The organism is Parabacteroides sp. PM6-13 (genome assembly GCF_029892605.1).
In the GTDB taxonomy this organism is placed as follows: domain Bacteria; phylum Bacteroidota; class Bacteroidia; order Bacteroidales; family Tannerellaceae; genus QVMG01.
The window spans coordinates 1-18,905 of sequence record NZ_JARXWF010000009.1; the positions used below are offsets into that span (position 1 = coordinate 1).

Here is an 18,905-nt window from a genome sequence, read left to right on the forward strand (position 1 = left end):
AAATACCCGCTGCCCCTCGACTTGCATGTGTTAAGCCTGTCGCTAGCGTTCATCCTGAGCCAGGATCAAACTCTTCGTTGTCAAAATTGTTTGTTCTAAATTTCCTCGGCTCATTATATAAATGATTATTGACGGTAGCTAATTCTTTCTTTGTATACTCCCTCACTCTATACATATTATATAAAGCAAAAAAGTACACGCGTTTCTTGTACTACTTTGTTGATTATGTAAATGTTTCAAAGAACTCTTTTTTACGAACTCGCCAACTTTTTAGCGAACGTGGGTGCAAAGATAACGCCTTTCTTTTTAACAAAACAAATATTTCGTGAACTTTTTTCAAAGTTTTTTGTTGTCGTTTTCACTAAGTCCTCAAACTGACGACATTACGCTTCGGAAAATCTTTTTCTTTTTTCTCACCCTTGGGGAAAAAGCGCTATTAAAACTCATCTATATAAAGGGCAATTGGAGGAAATGGGAAGGAGAAAACGCCCCTACCCCTATTCCCTACCCCCTACCTATTCTTACAATACTTAGACCTCCGTTAGAGGATATTTAAGGCCGTCCTTTTTCGACTTATTATATATATATGTGTAAAATACAAAGTGTAAGCAAAAAACCCATTTTGCTTTACAATATGATACGTTAAAAAGTGTTACTCGCCTGACTAATTTTAAAAACCCCTACGTTTTTGGAAAAATACTCCCGCGTTTTTGACAATTTGTAAATCGCTTAGTGAGCGAAACGAAGTGCAGAGCAAAATGACAAATCGGAAAATTCGAAACCTGGGGGAATTTGAACAATCCCAGTGATTGTGTTGATCCATAAGATTACGTGCTAATCCGGGGTAAGATCAAAAAAGATTTCCAGTTTTTTTGTATGTTTGTCGACAAATTAACGAGATGGGCTATCCCTGGAATAATAGAACAGAGTTATTGCTCGGTGCTGAGCGTATGGATCATTTGGCCGGAAGCCACGTATTGGTGGTTGGGCTGGGTGGTGTCGGGGCGTATGCCGCCGAACAGATTTGCCGGGCCGGCGTGGGGCGGATGACGATTGTCGATGCCGACGAGGTGCAGGAGAGCAACCTCAATCGCCAGTTGCCTGCTCTGCATAGCACCGTGGGTCGCCCGAAAGCGGAGGTGATGGCCGAGCGGTTGATGGATATCAATCCCCGCCTGAAGCTGACCGTCCTGCATGAATTCCTGCGGGATGAACGCACCGAAGAGCTCCTGTTATCGACTCCTTTCAATTATATTGTAGACGCGATCGATTCATTGAGCCCGAAGGTCTACCTATTGCATTTTGCGGTGAAGCATGATATCCCGGTGGTCTCCTCCATGGGTGCGGGTGCGAAGATGGATCCGGCGCAGGTGAAACTGGCGGATATCTCCAAGTCATTTAATTGTACGCTGGCCAAGATGGTACGCAAGCGGTTACACCGGTTGGGTATTCGCCGGGGCATTCCGGTGGTCTTTTCCACCGAGATGGTCGATCCGGAGGCGGTGATCGAGGTGGAAGGCGAGGCATGCAAGAAGACAACCACCGGCACGGTATCGTATATGCCTGCCATTTTCGGTTGTTTCCTGGCGTCGCATGTTATTCGTCATTTGTGATAACTATTTTTTTACCCTGCATGTTATATAAACATATTATAAGCGCGTGATACAAACAAAAGGAATAACAAAAAGCTTCGGCTCGCTTCAGGTATTGAAAGGCATCGACCTCTCGATCGAGAAGAGCGAGGTGGTAGCTATTGTGGGACCCAGCGGAGCCGGGAAAACCACCCTGTTGCAGATTATCGGCACCCTGGATTCGCCCGACGGCGGAGAGCTGATCCTCAACGGAACACCCGTTGTAGGGATGAACGACACGGAATTGTCGGCTTTTCGCAACCGGAATATCGGTTTTGTCTTCCAGTTTCATCAGTTATTGCCCGAATTTACGGCATTGGAGAATGTGATGATCCCTGCCCTGATAGCCCGCGAGAAGCAGGGACAGGCGGAGAAACGCGCGAAAGAACTGCTCGATTTTATGGGATTGGCTGATCGCATGACGCATAAGCCGGCCGAGTTGTCGGGAGGCGAGAAGCAACGCGTGGCCGTGGCGCGTGCCCTGGTGAATAACCCCGCCGTCGTCCTGGCCGACGAGCCCTCGGGCAGCTTAGACACAAAGAATAAAGAGGAATTGCATGCCCTCTTCTTTGAACTACGGGATAAGATGAAGCAGACCTTTGTATTGGTCACCCACGACGAACAGCTGGCGGCGGATACCGACCGCGTGATTCATATACGGGACGGTATTATTGTCCCGACATCATAAACCACAATAAGGAGGACTACCCTATGATTAATAATGAAAGAGCAACTTTCGGGAGTAAATTAGGCGTTATTTTGGCTACGGTCGGTAGCGCGGTTGGTTTAGGTAATATCTGGAGATTCCCCTATATGTTAGGCGAGAACGGAGGCGCGGCCTTCCTACTCGTCTATTTTGTTTGTATCGTAATCCTGGGGCTTCCGGTGATGATCACCGAGATGTTTATCGGCCGGCATACCCACCGCAACGCGGCGGGCGCCTTCAAGGCGATGGTGCCGGGCACGAAATGGAGCCTGATCGGGTACAACGGCGTACTGGCGGCGTTTCTGATCCTTGGTTTCTACTGTGTGATTGCCGGATGGACCTTTGAATATATCTTTCAATCGCTGACGACTTCGCTCTCCGGAAAGACGGTCGAGGTGTTCGAAGCGGAATTCAAGTTGTTCTCTTCCGGTATCTTCCGCCCGATATTCTGGACGGTTGCTTTTATCGCTGTCACTCATTTTATTATTGTGTCGGGCGTGAAAAACGGCATCGAACGGGCTTCGAAGATTATGATGCCTTTATTGTTTCTGATGTTGTTTATCCTCTGTATCCGTTCGGTTACGCTGCCCAACGCCAGCGCGGGATTGTCTTTTCTCTTCAAACCCGATTTCAGCAAGATCGACTCCTCGGTGTTGCTGAGCGGTATGGGACAGGCTTTCTTCTCATTAAGCATCGGCATGGGCTGCCTGATCACCTATTCCTCCTACTTCAGTCAGAAAACGAACATACAAACGACCGCCGTTCAGGTGACCCTGTTGGATACCTTAGTGGCCGTATTGGCGGGGTTGATGATCTTCCCGGCGGTGTTCAGCTTTGGCATCGAACCGACGGCAGGGCCTGAGTTGGTGTTTATCACCTTGCCCAATGTGTTTGCCAAGATGGCAATGGGCAATCTCTGGTCGATTATTTTCTTTGTCTTATTGGCTATCGCGGCGCTCACCTCGACCATTTCGTTGCATGAGGTAGCGACTGCCTACGTGCATGAAGAGATGCATATGTCGCGCAAGAAGGCGGCTCTGTTGGTTTCCGCCGGTGTATTGATACTGGGGGTCATCAGTTCGCTCTCCTTCGGTGTACTGAAAGACTTTACGATATTCGGACTCACCTTCTTCAACCTATTGGATTATGTGACAGCCAAGATCATGCTTCCGTTGGGCGGGATGATGATCTGCGTCTTTGTCGGCACGCGTGTCGACCGGAAAATCCTGAAAGCGGAATTGACCAACGAAGGCACGATCCCGTTCTACTTCTTCAATACCTATGCCTTCTTCATGAAATGGGTGGCTCCGGTATTGATCGGATTGGTATTTTTAAACGAACTGGGTGTGTTAAAACTGATACAAAACTTATTCTAACATAACTTTTTATGGAGACTTTCTATTTATTCCTTGTCATTTTTATTTTCATCTTAGCCATCTTCGACCTTAACGTAGGGGTAAGTAATGATGCTTCGAACTTCCTGAATTCGGCCATTGGCTCGAAAGCGGCCTCTTTCCGTACCTCCATGATCGTGGCGGCTATCGGTATTTTTGTCGGGGCGGCTTTGTCGAACGGCATGATGGATGTGGCGCGGCACGGTATATTCCAGCCGCAGTTTTTCTACTTTGAAGAGATCATGTTTATCCTGTTGGCGGTGATGCTGACGGATGTAGTTCTGTTGGATGTGTTCAATTCGTTGGGCATGCCGACATCGACCACCGTCTCTTTGGTGTTTGAATTATTGGGAGCCACGGTAGCGGTCTCTATGATGAAGGTCTACCACTCGGCGGGAGAGCTGAATTTTGTCGATCTCCTGAATACCGACAAGGCGTTTACCATGATCCTGGCCATCTTCATGTCGGTGGCGATCGCCTTTTTCTTCGGCGCATTGGTGCAGTATATCTCCCGCTTGATCTTTACCTTTAACTACCGGAAACCGCTGAAATACTTCGGAGGTATATTCGGAGGTATCGCAACGACCTCGATTATCTACTTCATGTTGATCAAAGGATTGAAAGGAAGCTCGTTTATGACACCGGAGCTGAAAGCGTTGATCGACAACTATACAGGCATATTGCTGTTGGGAAGCTTTGTCTTCTTCAGTGTGGTAATGCAAATACTGACCTGGCTGAAGGTGAATGTATTGAAGGTGGTGGTATTGCTCGGTACCTTTGCGTTGGCCTTGGCTTTCGCCGGTAATGACCTGGTGAACTTCCTCGGTGTGCCGCTGGTAGGCTACTCTTCCCTGATCGATATGAAGGCAGCGGGGGGAGCGCCCGACACCTTCCTGATGAGTTCGCTATTGGAATCGGCCAAAACGCCCTGGTATTTCCTGGTCGGAGCCGGTGTCATTATGGTGACTGCCCTGTTTACCTCCAAAAAGGCGCACAATGTGATCAAGACCTCGGTCGACCTGGCCAGCCAGGGGCAGGGCAATGAGAACTTCGGCACATCGCCCGTTGCCCGTATCTTGGTGCGCAAGGCAAGCAATATGTCTGCTTTTCTGTTGAGTATCACTCCGGCATCTACCAAGAACTGGATCGATAGCCGCTTCAATTCAAACGAGATAATTCTGGAAAACAAAGCCAGCTTCGACCTGGTGCGCGCCTCGGTGAATGTGGTGCTTTCCGGTTTATTGATAGCCGTGGGTACCTCTTTCAAGTTGCCTCTTTCTACCACTTATGTCGCTTTTATGGTGGCTATGGGTAGTTCGCTGGCCGACCGTGCCTGGGGACGTGAGAGCGCGGTTTATCGCATTACCGGGGTCTTGTCGGTGATCGGTGGCTGGTTTATCACCGCCGGGGCGGCATTTACCATTGCTTTCGTGGTGGCTCTGTTGATCTATTGGGGAGGCATTCCGGCGATGGTGGCGATGGTAGCCCTGGCAGCCTATTTGTTGATCCGTAGCCAGATGGCCTATCGCAAGCGCATGAAGAAAGAGGCATTGAAAGAAGAGGTAAACGAAACGGTGGCTCAATTGAGCCAGACGACCAACTCGCGCGAGGCACTTGCTCTTTTCCGTAAGCATAGCCGGGAAGAGAATCAGGCCTTATTGCGCTTTGCAGCCGATATGTTGAACAAATCGATCGGCGGCATTACCGAATGGAACCTCAAGGAGTTGCGCACAGCCATCACTGAACTCGAGGAGAAGAAGACCCATCTCAAGCAGATCAAGCGGGTGGGTAACCTGGGTGTGACGCAGATTGAAAATGATATTGCCGTGGATAAAGGACTCTATTACTACCAGGGGAACGACTTTGCCAGTGAGGTGGTCTACAGCATCCTCCGCTTTACCCGCCCCTCCAAGGAGCATATCGACAATAACTTCAATCCGTTAAGCGAAGAGGAGGCTCAAGACTTGCATGAATTCCTGCCGCATATCGTCTCTTTCCTGCATAAGGGAGCTAATATGATTCACGACCGAGAGTATTTCAACCTGACAAGCCTTGTGTCGGAAGCCAATACATTGGATAATCAGTTGACGCAATACAAGCGGGGCGAGTTGAAACGCATTCAGCAGGAGGGCAACACAACCAGCACAAAGACCAGCCTGCTCTACCTCAATATCCTGCATGAGTTGCAGAATGTCTTGATGTTTACGAAGAACTTACTGAAGGTTAGCCGGAAATTCCAGATGGAGTAAGGCCGGCTACCGAATCGCGTAAGACCAAGAGTCCTTCCGGTCCCATATTGAACAACAGGTCTACGATGCTCAGATTGGGTAGGAAACCATGTTTTTCCTGAAAGACCTGCCAATAGGGTGTTGGCAGGAAGGTGACGTCTTCGGCGGGATGTTTCGGGCGGATCACCTCCCGGAAGTTATTGACTACTTCGGGTTGATACTCCTCCGTATAGACAATGTCAGGCTGGATATCCAATAAGTGGCAGATCAGTCTCCGCAATTCCTCGTTGAAGTCAAAGAGAAACGCATACCTCTTCGCGTAGAAGGGGGCAAAATCATCTTCATAATAGTCGAAGAAAGGGCTCATCCGGTAGGCGGAAACAAGCGCGTTCCAGTGTAGATGGCGCCAGTTGCCATGATCCGACAGGCGGATATCGCGGGTAAGGCATTTGATTGTCTCCGTCTTTTCGATGGGGATAGAGAGCGAAAGCGGCCCGTTGGCTCCGGCAATCGTGCACCGGTTGCGGTAGGTCTGCTTCAGGTAGTTTTCTTTTGTTTCGATGAAAACGCGGTCGTAAGCAATCATTTTGGTGTATTGCTGCACAGGCCCCAGGTAGGCGGTCGATAGATAAACGGCTGATTCCATTAATGTACCGGTTTGAATATACGTGAATGATCTTTACTATACCAGCACCAACGCGCCACGCCCTGGATATGGTCTTCGGACACAAAACCCAGGTGACGCGAATCGACTGCCTCTTCCGGGTTGTCGGATATCATCCAGTAGTAATCTTTTTTGAATGCGAAAGCACTGACCTCCCGTCCGTCTAAGTAGAGTTTTCCCTCCCGGAACTGCGCTTTACCGTTTGTCTCCTGCCGGATAGCCTCCTCGCATAATAACAAGGATTGCTCGTCGAGCGGGTAGGTATGTCCCTTCCGGGGCACGATCAGGCGGTAGGGCACCGCTTCGCCATAGCGTTGCAGGGCCTCTTTCTCACCCATCTCTTCCATCACCTGCCAGGCCTCGAAGGAGGTAAGGCGCAGGCTATAGCCCTTTTCCCGCCGGGCCCATTCCCGCAGGTCGATACGCAGCCGCTGCAAAGCGTCCAGGCAACTGTTTTTCCGGTGATCCACGACCAGCCAGGTATGTAGGGATTGCGGCGCGTGAGGTGTCATATGTCCGTTGACCAGAAAGCCGTCGGGCATCACAGAGAGGGTATCGCCCGGCATACCCAGGCAACGGCTGATCAACAGCGGTGGCTTGATACCCTCCGGATGGAGCGGGCTGGTGAAGAGTGTCACCTGGTTGCGTTCGGGTTTCCTCTTTCCTTTATATACCAACAGATAATCGCCTTCCTGCAGGGTCTTCTCCATCGAAGGCGTGGAAATAGAATAAGAGGCCACTACCCATTGCCTCAAGGCAAGGATACCAGCAAATGCGATCGCCAGGGCGATGATCCATTTCCATACAACAGATGATGTCATTCTTTCTTTTAGTGAACCGTGCGGAAGAGTCTGTTCCAGCGAATACCTCCGTCGAAAAGCGAGCGATCTTTATCCAACGACAGCCAGATCAGGATTGGCTTGCCTACGATATGGTCTTCCGGCACGAATCCCCACGAGCGACTGTCGGCACTCTTATGGCGGTTGTCGCCCATCATCCAGTAATAATCGTATTGGAAGGTATAGGTGGTTTCCGGCTTTCCGTTGATATAAACAACGCCGTCCTTCACCTCTAACTCATTGTTTTCGTAGTTACGGATGCAACGATGATACATCGCCAGGTTGAATTCATTCAACTCAACGGTAGCCCCTTTCTTCGGAATCCAGATAGGCCCGTAATTATCACGGCTCCAACCGGTCTCATAGCCCAACGGATAATAGGGCGAACGCTGATAGATCTCTTCCCGGTCGACTACGATTTTCACCACATTCGGCAATTTCTCCGCGATGGCCAAGGCTTTTTTGGTCAACGGGAAACGATAAAGCGGATTGTATTGACCGGAAGCATTTTTCTGGAAACCTAAAAAGTCATGCAAAGGAGATTGGGCGATAGCCGGTGATATTTGTTCACGATCCTCCTTGCTTATCTCCATCAAGCGGTATTGCTCTTCCGTGAAAGGCGATCCGTTGTTTTCGATAATATAGTTTAATTGCATCTTTTCCGCGTTCTCTGCTGCCACACCATTGATATACACCTGGTTATCGCGAATCTCCAAGCTATCGCCGGGCATACCGATACAGCGTTTCACGTAATTCTCCCGTTTGTCTACCGGACGATAGATCACATCGCCGTAGATCTGCTTGTTCAGGTGGATAGCTTCCCGTCCGTACATCGCCACCGAGGTGTGATAATCCGGATTCTGTACCTTTAGGGCCACCGTGTCGCCTGCCGGGAAATTAAACACGACAATGTCATTGCGCTTCACCTCGCCCAGTCCTTTCACCCGTTTATACTCCCAATGTGGCCAGTCGAAATAGGATTTCGTGTTCACAATAGGCAGAGTGTTTTGTACCAACGGGAAAGAGAGCGGTGTATTGGGCACGCGTGGTCCGTAGCTTAGTTTGCTCACAAAAAGATAATCGCCTACCAACAGCGATTTCTCCAACGAGGAACTCGGTATCTGGTAGTTCTGAAACACAAACAGGTTGATCATATAGACGGCGATTAGGGCAAAAATAATATCGTCTACCCATTCAAGCACATTGCGCAATTTCGGATTCTTTGTCTTCTTCCAGGCTCCCCAAGGGATATATTTGGTCAGGAAGATATCGACCAATACGATCAATCCCAACAACAACCAAAGATTCTGCATCCAGATAGCAAAGAGCGTATATAATGTTCCCCAAATGATGAACCTGATCCATTGCGCTTTTGAAAATTTCTTCATGTGATTTGCTTTTTATAATTAAAATGTCAACAGGTCCTGCATGGTCAGGAACCCTTTCTTTCCGGCGGCAAACTCAGCCGCAATCACCGCACCCAAGGCAAAGCCTTCGCGGCTTTTCGCATCGTGTTCGATGCGGATCGTATCGACGCCCGATTCATAGATAATCTCATGACGACCCGGCACTTCGCCTTCCCGGAAGGCCTGAATCATCAGGTCGGCAGGGCTATCGGCCTTGTCGAGGCTCCAGGCTGTTTTGCGTTCCAACACCTGCATCATCTCTTCCGCCAGGGTGATGGCCGTGCCGCTGGGTGCATCCAGTTTATGGATATGATGTGTCTCCGTCATACGCACATCGTAGGTCGGGAAGTTATTCATGATCTTGGCCAGGTGACGATTGAGCGCAAAGAAAATATTCACGCCGATGCTGAAGTTCGAAGCATAAAAGAGGGTTTTCCCTTCGTTGGCGCATGTGGCTTTGACCTCGTCCAGGCGGTCGAGCCAGCCCGTTGTGCCGGAAACCACCGGTACGCCGGCCGCAAAGCATTTCATATAATTATCGTAAGCTGTCGCGGGAATGGTAAATTCAATCGCCGCGTCCGCGCTTTTAAATGCCTCCGAGGCAAAGTCTTCCTGGTTGTTGATATCTATAATAGAAACTATCTCATGTCCCCTCTCCTGGGCAATGCGCTCGATGGTCTTTCCCATCTTGCCGTAACCTATCAATGCAATCTTCATCTTTCCTGTGTTCTAAGTATAAATAATTCAGCCGAATAAACGGCAATAAGGCTACAAATATACGGAAAAAGGAATTATATTTGTGATAATCAATCTTAACTATGAAAGAATTATGGAACGTCTCTTGCATTATATCTGGAAATATAAACTGTACGATCCCGCTTCGCTCACAACGACCGATGGCATTCCTTTACACATAATAGACGTAGGCATTCACAACAATGATGCAGGTCCCGACTTTTTTAACGCGAAAATAAAAGTCCGCGACACGGTATGGGCTGGTTGTGTGGAGATTCACGACAAAGCCTCCGACTGGCTGCAGCACGGGCACCAGGAGGATAGAGCCTACGACGCGGTCATCCTGCACGTTACGGGAAAGAACGATGCCGACATCTTCCGTACCAATGGTGAGCCGGTGCCACAACTGGTGTTGACCGTGCCGGAGTCGGTGCGCAAAAATATCGACTGGCTACTCCATCAGGACAAGAAAGCCATTGCCTGTCTTGCTTTTCTGCCGGAGGTCGACCCAGTCTTTCTCGCCTCCTGGATGGCGGCGCTGTTGGAAGAGCGGCTGGAGCGGAAGACGGAGGCTATCTTCCAATTATTGGAGCAATATAATAACGATTGGAACGAGGTGTTCTACATCTCCCTCACCCGTAGCTTCGGATTCGGCATCAACGGAGATGCTTTTGAGTGGCTGGCGAAAAGCCTTCCTTTTCAGTATATACGCAAGCAGCGTAACAGTCATTCACAGGTGGAGGCATTGTTGTTCGGACAGGCAGGCATGCTCGACGCGCCCGGCAACTGCGACTATTACCGGTTATTGCAGCGCGAATACCACTTTTTTCAGAAAAAATATGGACTCCGCCCCCTGGACGGCTCGCTGTTTAAGAACCTGCGTGTGCGCCCCGGCAATTTCCCTTACGAACGGCTGGCGCAACTGGCAGCCCTCTGGGTGCGCTACGACACGCTTTTCTCCAACCTCCTGGAGGCCGGTACGCCTCGCGCCCTCAAAGATCATTTCCGCATCTCCCCTTCCGACTATTGGAAAACGCATTATCATTTTCGCTATGCCTCCCCGGAAAAAGAGAAACGCATCGGCGAGAACTCCCTGAATATCCTCTTGATCAACACCGTCGTCCCTATGTTTTTTGCCTATGGCGAGCAGCATCACCTGCCCCAATACAACGAACGGGCACTACGCCTACTGGAAATTCTACCCGCTGAAAAAAACAGCATCGTACAAATTTTCCAACAAGCAGGAGTGCCCGTTCACCATGCAGGCGACAGCCAGGCATTGATCCAGCTCAAACGAGCCTATTGCGAATCAAAGAAATGCCTCTATTGCCGCATCGGTTATAGTTTTCTCAAGAGAATTACTTCTCCACAGGAATAAGCTTGATCACATTGACGGAATGAGCCGGGAGCGCCACTCTAAATGCACCGGAAACCGTTCCTATTTCTAACGTTTGGGGGGTAATCGGCTCATTATAATTAAAATTCTCCACATGAGGAGCATTGCTATAATAATTTTGATCACCCTGATTCTTAACCGATGTATCGGTTGAGGTGAGATACTCCATCGTTACCCGATACATTTTACTCTCATCTCCATTCACATGAATCATGGTTTCTTTCGTTGCATTCTCCGAATTCACCACTTTCACATAAAGGATTCCCGTGTTTGTGTCAATAGTCGACGACGTATAGACTGAATTGTCTTCTGTGTCACCTTTATAAAAAGGAGAGATTTCAAATGCTCTATTTCCCACATTATTGGCAAACAAGGACATATAGTAGTAATTGGTAGTACGCCAAAGACCTCGATTATCAAACCAAATGAGATTTGAGTTCCATTTGTTGAAGCCTTTTTTACAGAAAAGAGGGGCGTATGCCGCCATCACAACCATATCGGAGTTACGTTCTAATCCGGTAAAAAATGCCGCCTCGGCCAACGTTGACACATAGGCATTATTTGTTCCATTATTGGCGAACTCGCCCACAAATACACGTGTTGGGTTTTTCCGGTCATAGGTTTTATTTTGGTCTCCACGCACCTGGTCAGCATCATAGCGATGCGTATTGTTGTAAAACCATTCGTCCCTCGAATAATAATGTTCGTCAACAATACTTTCCGGATATTTCTCATCAATAATAGCATAATTGGTATTGAATTCTTTACCGGAATGGCGGGCGCCGGAAGTTGTTATAACGTTTATCGCCGGATATTTTTCTTTTACGGCTTTATAGATTATATCAAATCGTTCCCAAAACGCTTCTCCACTATTTTCGTTGCCTATGGCAAGATATTCCAGATTAAACGGTGCAGGATGCCCTTGAGCTACACGCACTGCTCCCCATTTGGTAGTAGCATCTCCGTTACAAAATTCAATCAAATCCAGTGCATCTTGTACATAAATCGCATGAAACCGTTGGCGATCTTTTTCTGTATTGAGCGGAGCAACGTATGAGTGACCTGCGAATTGGCATGTCACCCCATTGTTTAGTACCGGAAGCGGTTTGGCACCAAGCGCCTCCGCCATCAGGAAATATTCATAGAAACCGATGTGTTGGGATGTCCATGTACCCCAATGATTCCTAAATCCAATCCTTTCTTCTATCGGGCCTATGGAATTTTTCCAGAAGACCTGCCCCCAGTAGTTTGGTCCTTCCGAAGCGCAACCACCAGGAAAACGCATAAATGTTGGTTTTAACCCTTCTAACGCTTCCAGCATATCTTTCCGAAAATGTCCGGCATCACCATTATGCCATAATTGAGAGGCCTCCGGAACAAGCGTAACAAAATCAAGATAGAAGGTTCCCGCCGCATCAGCCATGATGACTAACCGACTGTCTTCGCTTCGTTCAGCTGTCAGGCTGCCGGTGAATTTTGTCCAGTCATTCGTTAATCCTTTGAAAGATAAAATATTTGAATTGCGTTGTCCGGCAGCGTTTTCAAGATATACCTGGATCGTGCCTCTATATTTTTTGCCTTGCAGATAGAGTCCCAGATCATACGTCACGCCTGCTACTATCGGCAAAGAGGGAGTTTGTGTGTTTACGGAATAATAATGTCCTTCTTTTTCTGGTCCGTAAGCGTTAATGCCATATCCATTGGCTGCCAAACCAAACCCATCACCCGGTTTCTTAATATCAAACCGGATGCAGTATTGTTTGTATTTCAATTCATCATTGTATGAATCACGTTTATCAAAATCATAGTATTTGGTATGGGAGACCAAGGGCTTATTATCAACAGGCACAGCTGTACCTTTCGATCCATTTTTTTCTATAATTGTCCATCCGAAAATGTCCGACGGAGATACAGAAAATTCTTTCTGTGGAGCACCGGGCACATTGTACATTTGGAACGAATTATTCTGAATTAACTGCGCACAAATTCCACCATCATTTGCCTGATTAATATCTTCATAAAAAATACCATTCAGTGTGGGGCTAATGTGTATGCCCAATTTATTCACATTTAATTCAACATGATAGGGTGTAATAACAGGCATATTCTGGCATTCCAACATTTGAATAGCATATCGTTTGCCCAGTTCACGGAATCCTTCAAGATTGAAATGGAAAGGATCATTAACGCCTTTACATCCTTTGGAAGAAATAATATAAGAATTAGGAAGCACCTCAGGCAGATGAGCCAGGATCTCCGTGTTGAAAGCGGCACAGGCACCGCCTTCTTCTGCGCTTTTAAGTTCGCCGGCCAACGTATAAAACTCAGCAGGGTTGAGATTCAAATCTTTTACCAGATTATCGTAAATGCCTTTGACTTTATGACACCATTCGGGGTCGGTGGAATTTGATTCGCCCTGATGAATGAGAAGTCCTTTGATTACGCCCTCTTTTTGGGCTATTTTGGCCATATCAACCAAGCGTTGATAGGGATTCCCATCGTATTGTTTACAGATATTCTGCATCCAGGTCTCGGCACTATTCAAATAATCCTTATAGGTGTCTTTCCCCCAAAGTTCTATTTTTGCTCCGGCAACAGATACATTAATGACTCCAACGCGGTATTCTTCCGGAAGATTGGCTACCATAGTCCGCCCAAAGAAATCGACCGGTCCCATCCTGTTTTCGCCCCGGTTGAGTGGCGGATTGGCTGCATACCAATTGCCCTTTGTACGTTGCAACTGAGGCATATCAACAGCGGAAAGCATTTGAAATCTTGGATCAACAGGTTTACTGTCTTGCTCTTCCGGACGAGCACCTGCTTCCATATTCGATTGCCCTATACAGAGATAAATAAAGAAATTAGGGTCTGGTTTCTGCTCTTGTGCAAAGGCATCTATTACGATAGAAAATAAAAGAATGGGTATGAGAAAGTAGATCTTTTTCATCATATAAATATTTAAGATTCATTGAGTGAAGTGAATTATAAGGTATTTATGCCGTGAGCGGCGACCTTCGGTTCAGCCATAGTCCGCAAGGACTTTGATTTGGATAACCCCGGGTCTCAACCCGGGGTAGCAGATCACTTCCCTCTCTGAACCCCGAAGTGGGTTCAACCCGCTACGGGGTTGTTTTGTGTGGGATAGAGAGCCACCCCGAGCTACGCCTGACGGCTTGCACGGGGTTATCCACATAGAAGTCCTTACGGACTTAGGCTGAACTGAAGATCGCCGCTCACGGCATTAGTTACATTAGATCTTTTTGTAATGGAAGAAATCAAGATCTACATAGCCGCCGGCTGCTTTGGTAGCGTAGTTAAAGATGCCAAAGCGGTTACCCATGAAGTGACGCAGGTTGTAGACCATCTGGAATTCTGTTCCCAGCTTCGTCCAATCCTTATTGTCGAGGCTATAATAGAAATTCGCCTTATCAGCTCCACCGTTGAAATCGCAATCGAGGCGGAGGTAGACAACATCCTGAAGCAATTCAACCCGTTCTTTCTCGGTGGTACGGTCGGTCATGACAAGGTATTTTTTATCTCCTTCCATATTGACAGAAATAATACCCGGTTCCGAACAGTAGGCGGTTAATCCGGCGATATCGCCGTCTTGCATTTTCGATACATCCATCGCTACGATGCCCTGGCATGCCGGTCCTTCGGTGCGTTGCGACAACATATTGCGCGCTTCGAAAATGGTTTCTACCACCTTACCGGTTTTCAGACGCATATAGCCTTTGCGTTCGGTCAACGACCATAATGAGTTATCAGGATTATGGTTCCACTGCCAGTTGAGTGCCAGCTTGGTGGCATCGAATTCGTCGCTGATCACCAGCGGTGTGGCCGGCTGTCCCTGCACAGGGCGCTCCATCACTAAAGGCACTTTTCCTTCGGCATCACCCAAAATCGGCCAGCCATCTTCCCAACGACAAGGCATCAATACCGGTACGCGGCCTACGGCTCCCCGGTCCTGGAACAGGAATCCGTACCAGTCGCCCGCTTCGGTATCAATAATACAACCTTGTGCTACACCAGCACCTTTGCGGTCCATGTCGTTGGAGAGGATCACCTTATGCTCGTATGGCCCTTCAATCTTGTCGGAACGGAAAGCGAGCTGCGTACGAATGCCGCCTCCCGGCCACCAGATCAGGAACATATAGTATTTGCCGTTGTATTTGCAGAGGTGTGTTCCTTCTAAGAGTCCTTTGAGGTCGCGTTCGTTTCCGTTGATCACCTCCACATTGATGCCATCCTCTTTGACGCCCGACAAATCGCTTTTCAATTCACGTAAACGAATGCTACCATTTCCTCCGGCAATATAGACTCTGCCATCATCGTCGAAAAGCAGCGAGGTGTCGTGGAATCGTTGGTCGAGATCCATGACTTTCTCCCATTTTCCGGCCGGATCGACAGCGCTATAGATATAGGTTTTCTGCGGACGATTGGTCGCAAAGAAGATATAGAATTTCCCTTTATGGTGACGGATGGCCGAGGCCCACTGTCCTTGTCCATACACATTACCCCCTTCCAGGTCGTACTCCGGGCTGTCTTTGATTTCAGGCACCACATAACTGATAATCTCCCAATTGACTAAGTCTTTGGATTTCATAATAGGTACACCGGGCATCAGGTGCATGGTCGTGCTGACCATATAGAAATCACTTCCTACCCGTATGACGTCCATATCAGGCGCATCAGAGAAAATAACCGGATTCGTAAATGTTTCTTTTACCAAAGCTTGTTTTTCTTTACATCCGCTCATAACGAGCAGCACTAATAGTAATAGTGTGCAACTTTTTTTCATTTCATTTATTCTTTAATGATTATACAACATATCTCATGTTAACCTATGATTTTTACTCCTTATCTCCTTTTGCTGCAAAGATATAGTTCTTTCAATATCTACCACAATTATTTGCCGCAAAAGTCTTTCCGAATGTTACATTTGATGGGGAATATACCTAAAAAAACAAGAGATCCAACTGCAAGAGCAGGATATTACACCTTCTCTTGACAGTTGAATCTTGAAATAGAATGGATCACCAAACAATCCTCTCAGGATGTTTATCTTCGATTTTGTCTGTTACAGACGTCTCAATTTTACATTCTTAAAAGATACTTCATCCTGATGATCCTGAAGCAAGATATGCCCTTCGCCTACAGTCCCAAAGACAGGAGACGCCGCCTTAAACTTGCTTCCTTCAACAGCTTTGAAATAAGCTTTGCTTTTGAGGTCGTAGCCAAGCACCTTTTTCCCATTCAGGTAATGGGAAACCTTGGAGCCTTTCACCACAATGCGCCCCTGGTTCCATTCTCCCGTTGGCTTCAGGTTCTTTTTACCTGCCGGTATCACATCATAGAGAGAAGCCGTTTTACGGTTTCCGTTGACACCTGCTTTTGCATCCGGATGAAACTCGTCATCCAGCACCTGATATTCATTTCCTAACCAACCGCCTTTCTCATACATCGTAAAGAGATATTTTACTCCGCTGTTGGCTGCTTTTGTCAGTTTGAATTCAAAATATAGATCAAAATTGGAATAGGTATCCTGCGTGATGATGTCTCCTCCTCTTTGAGGTTTTCCTTTGTTTACAGTCAGAACTCCCTCTTCCACGGTCCAGCCTTTTTCCGGAGGGGTCGATTTTCCGACCGATTGCCATCCTTCCAGGTTCTTGCCGTTGAATAATAAGATCCACCCTTGTTTATGCTCCTTTTCACTTAGGCTGTTTAGAGCTGTTTGTGCATGTCCTTGGGTGAGGCAAAAGAGCAAACAGCCAATCCATAAAACAGATGATTTCATATTTTCAGCAAATTAGTAACCATAATTTTGTGGATTGGGATCGGCTGGATCCAGTCTGTCGATATGCTTCTGCGGGATCGGTCGAAAACGATGGAAGGGCTTGATATTAGGCTCTGCGTAATAGTTACGCTCTTTCACCATCTTGACAAAGAAGTCGGCTCCATTGCGCACCAGATTTTCAAAGCGGTGTAATTCCCCTTCTGTTTCTCTTCCGCTCTCATCAGCGAAGAATACCAATCGTTGCTGGTCGTTCATGGCTGAGATAAAAGCACCGTTTACCTTCATATCCTCCACGGTTGATTTGGTGAAGTCGGCTGGGTTTCCACCATCGAACAGATAGAAATGGGTGTATTTCTCTTCTCCCTCTTTCCAGGCAGCCCGTTCACGAATAATATTCAACGCTGCTGCCGAGCCATCATAGTCACCCTTCATGGCCAACGCTTCGGCCAATAGGATATAGGTTTCTCCCAAACGGTAACAGAAATAATCTCTGAAGCCTGCCTGGTAGTCGGCTGATCCCCGACGGCTATCTAAGTATTTTATCAGCGTGGGGAAGGTATTGGTAATGCCATCTCGGTTACCCCGGTTGCCTAAATTGGTACGGGTAATCGATGGCATCGGGATATACCAGAAGCGAGACATGGCACGTGAGAGAGCCAGTTTTTCCGACGTGGTACCGTTTGCGAAGCGCTTGTCTATGTTCTCTACAGAGAAGACAACAGCTGTATCTCCTTTCTCATAACGCTGCGTCCCTTCCTCTTTACCGATGTTAGCCGGGTTGAAGCTGCCGGCAGCGTTTTCAAAGGTAATCCAAGTGGTGTTAGGCACCTGATTGGCATAATAGACCCATACGTGCGATTTGTACAGACGTGAGTCGATGAGTTTACCGGCTTTTCCTCCCGCATAATATTGCGGACCATACAGACCATCTTCAGCATACAGATAGGGAGTAGGCGAAGTTCTTCTCCAGGGACGCCCTGTAATCAGGTTTCTGCCGATCCCCATACTGGTACCCAGCGAAACATTCTCAGTTCCTTTACCGTTGACCGTGACCATCGGCATACCCTCTACCTGGGATGTAAACATCATATGCAGCCAGTTACCTCCGCTGTTGGTAGCCGATGGTGCCTGGTTATTGTAGAAATGATCTGTAGAGAATTGGATGCTGAAGAGCACTTCCGGTCCGGCATAATCACCAGGAGTTGGACCTCCTGTTTTGGGATCGAAGCGCCAAAGGTCAGCAAAGTTCTCGGCAAGTGCATGGTTGCTACCGCTACCTGCCCCTGTTCCAAAATTACAAACGGCACTGGCATACTGGATTGCTTTGTCCAAGTCGCCATCCGAGCCACCGCGATCTTCATTCATATTGCTGTCGGACTGATTAGACGCATACTTATATCCGCAATAACGGAACAGATGTGCTTTTGTCAGGAGATGCCCGGCAGCTCCTTTACTGGCGCGGCCATAGTCATTTGTTACATTTCCGTTGGCATCGGCCCAAGGCAGCAGTTCCCACGCTTTTGTGGCGTCACTGACGATCTGATCCCATATATCCTTTTGGGGAGCGCGGGCAAAGTCGAACTTCGGCTCATCCACCGGTTCTAATATGAGCGGACAAGAGCCATAATGAACAGCCAGTACATAATAGTAGTAAGCGCGTAAGAACAATAATTCTCCTTCGCGTATGTTTTTGAGCGATTCTGCCATGGTGTTGTTGGCATAAAGGTATTTCAACCCGAGATTGGCTCGGGCGACCCCATTATAACAATCGGTCCAAAAAGAGGAGAATGTTTCGTTGGAAGGATTCATGGCCGATGTGTAGAGGCCGAAGTCCGTTGATCCATCTCCGCCGATCGTATACAGGTCGGTTCCGATCTCCTGGAAAGCAATACCTGAAGGGGTATTGGATGTGGAGAACATACCGCGTCCGTTCTGGTAACAAGAGACAACTAATGTTTCCAACCCCTCAGTCGTTTCATAATAGGTGTAGTCTGTATTGTATCCTTTTTCATCCAGAAAATCGGAACAAGAACCCATGAAAAGCGCTATAATGCCGGTGAAGGCGATATGTTTGATATGATTTTTCATATTCTTCCGTTTTTTATACTG

The 18,905-nt window shown here is 47.8% G+C and carries 13 protein-coding genes and 1 rRNA gene; 5 read left to right on the plus strand and 9 right to left on the minus strand.

Annotation, left to right across the window (positions count from 1 at the left end; all coding sequences use genetic code 11):
* Nucleotides 1–81 (minus strand): 16S ribosomal RNA (locus M2134_RS09535); the annotation flags it as partial.
* 818 nt (nt 82–899) lie between these two features.
* Between M2134_RS09535 and M2134_RS09540 the strand changes: the two genes are divergently transcribed.
* The 4 genes from M2134_RS09540 to M2134_RS09555 are packed head-to-tail and all read left to right on the plus strand — an operon-like array spanning nt 900 to nt 5,980.
* Nucleotides 900–1,613, plus strand: coding sequence for a tRNA threonylcarbamoyladenosine dehydratase (locus M2134_RS09540; RefSeq protein ID WP_280751077.1), 714 nt, complete (start codon nt 900–902; stop codon nt 1,611–1,613).
* A gap of 46 nt (nt 1,614–1,659) precedes the next feature.
* On the plus strand, nt 1,660–2,319 hold the full coding sequence (locus M2134_RS09545) for an ABC transporter ATP-binding protein (protein ID WP_280751078.1): 660 nt from the start codon (nt 1,660–1,662) through the stop codon (nt 2,317–2,319).
* Between the two features lie 23 nt (nt 2,320–2,342).
* A complete protein-coding gene (locus tag M2134_RS09550) occupies nt 2,343–3,713 on the plus strand; it encodes a sodium-dependent transporter (protein ID WP_280751079.1) in 1,371 nt (456 codons plus the stop codon).
* Between the two features lie 11 nt (nt 3,714–3,724).
* Complete coding sequence (locus tag M2134_RS09555; RefSeq protein WP_280751080.1) at nt 3,725–5,980, plus strand: inorganic phosphate transporter; 2,256 nt, start codon at nt 3,725–3,727, stop codon at nt 5,978–5,980.
* Here M2134_RS09555 and M2134_RS09560 read toward each other — a convergent pair.
* The 4 genes from M2134_RS09560 to dapB are packed head-to-tail and all read right to left on the minus strand — an operon-like array spanning nt 5,955 to nt 9,585.
* Entirely contained in the window at nt 5,955–6,605 is a 651-nt protein-coding gene (locus M2134_RS09560) for a WbqC family protein (RefSeq protein ID WP_280751081.1), read from the minus strand. The two genes, M2134_RS09555 and M2134_RS09560, sit on opposite strands and share 26 nt — an antisense overlap.
* The gene (lepB, locus tag M2134_RS09565; protein WP_280751082.1) at nt 6,605–7,444 is read right to left on the minus strand and encodes a signal peptidase I; all 840 of its coding nucleotides are present in this window, start codon (nt 7,442–7,444) and stop codon (nt 6,605–6,607) included. The genes M2134_RS09560 and lepB overlap by 1 nt, the downstream gene beginning before the upstream one ends.
* An 8-nt stretch (nt 7,445–7,452) precedes the next feature.
* Nucleotides 7,453–8,850: a S26 family signal peptidase gene (locus M2134_RS09570; protein ID WP_280751083.1), complete on the minus strand. Its 1,398-nt coding sequence runs from the start codon at nt 8,848–8,850 to the stop codon at nt 7,453–7,455.
* An 18-nt stretch (nt 8,851–8,868) separates the two neighbouring features.
* Nucleotides 8,869–9,585 (minus strand): 4-hydroxy-tetrahydrodipicolinate reductase, encoded by a 717-nt coding sequence (gene dapB, locus M2134_RS09575; protein ID WP_280751084.1) that lies wholly within the window; start codon nt 9,583–9,585, stop codon nt 8,869–8,871.
* Nucleotides 9,586–9,697: 112 nt separating this feature from the next.
* On the opposite strand from dapB, the gene M2134_RS09580 reads away from it, so the two are divergent.
* Nucleotides 9,698–10,981, plus strand: coding sequence for a DUF2851 family protein (locus M2134_RS09580; protein ID WP_280751085.1), 1,284 nt, complete (start codon nt 9,698–9,700; stop codon nt 10,979–10,981).
* Here M2134_RS09580 and M2134_RS09585 read toward each other — a convergent pair.
* The 4 genes from M2134_RS09585 to M2134_RS09600 form a co-directional block, all read right to left on the minus strand.
* Complete coding sequence (locus M2134_RS09585; protein WP_280751086.1) at nt 10,962–13,946, minus strand: sialate O-acetylesterase; 2,985 nt, start codon at nt 13,944–13,946, stop codon at nt 10,962–10,964. The two genes, M2134_RS09580 and M2134_RS09585, sit on opposite strands and share 20 nt — an antisense overlap.
* A 303-nt stretch (nt 13,947–14,249) precedes the next feature.
* A complete protein-coding gene (locus M2134_RS09590) occupies nt 14,250–15,800 on the minus strand; it encodes a glycoside hydrolase 43 family protein (RefSeq protein WP_280751087.1) in 1,551 nt (516 codons plus the stop codon).
* Nucleotides 15,801–16,079: 279 nt separating this feature from the next.
* Nucleotides 16,080–16,796: a DUF1080 domain-containing protein gene (locus tag M2134_RS09595; RefSeq protein WP_280751088.1), complete on the minus strand. Its 717-nt coding sequence runs from the start codon at nt 16,794–16,796 to the stop codon at nt 16,080–16,082.
* A gap of 12 nt (nt 16,797–16,808) precedes the next feature.
* Complete coding sequence (locus tag M2134_RS09600; protein ID WP_280751089.1) at nt 16,809–18,884, minus strand: RagB/SusD family nutrient uptake outer membrane protein; 2,076 nt, start codon at nt 18,882–18,884, stop codon at nt 16,809–16,811.
* Nucleotides 18,885–18,905: the final 21 nt, after the last annotated feature.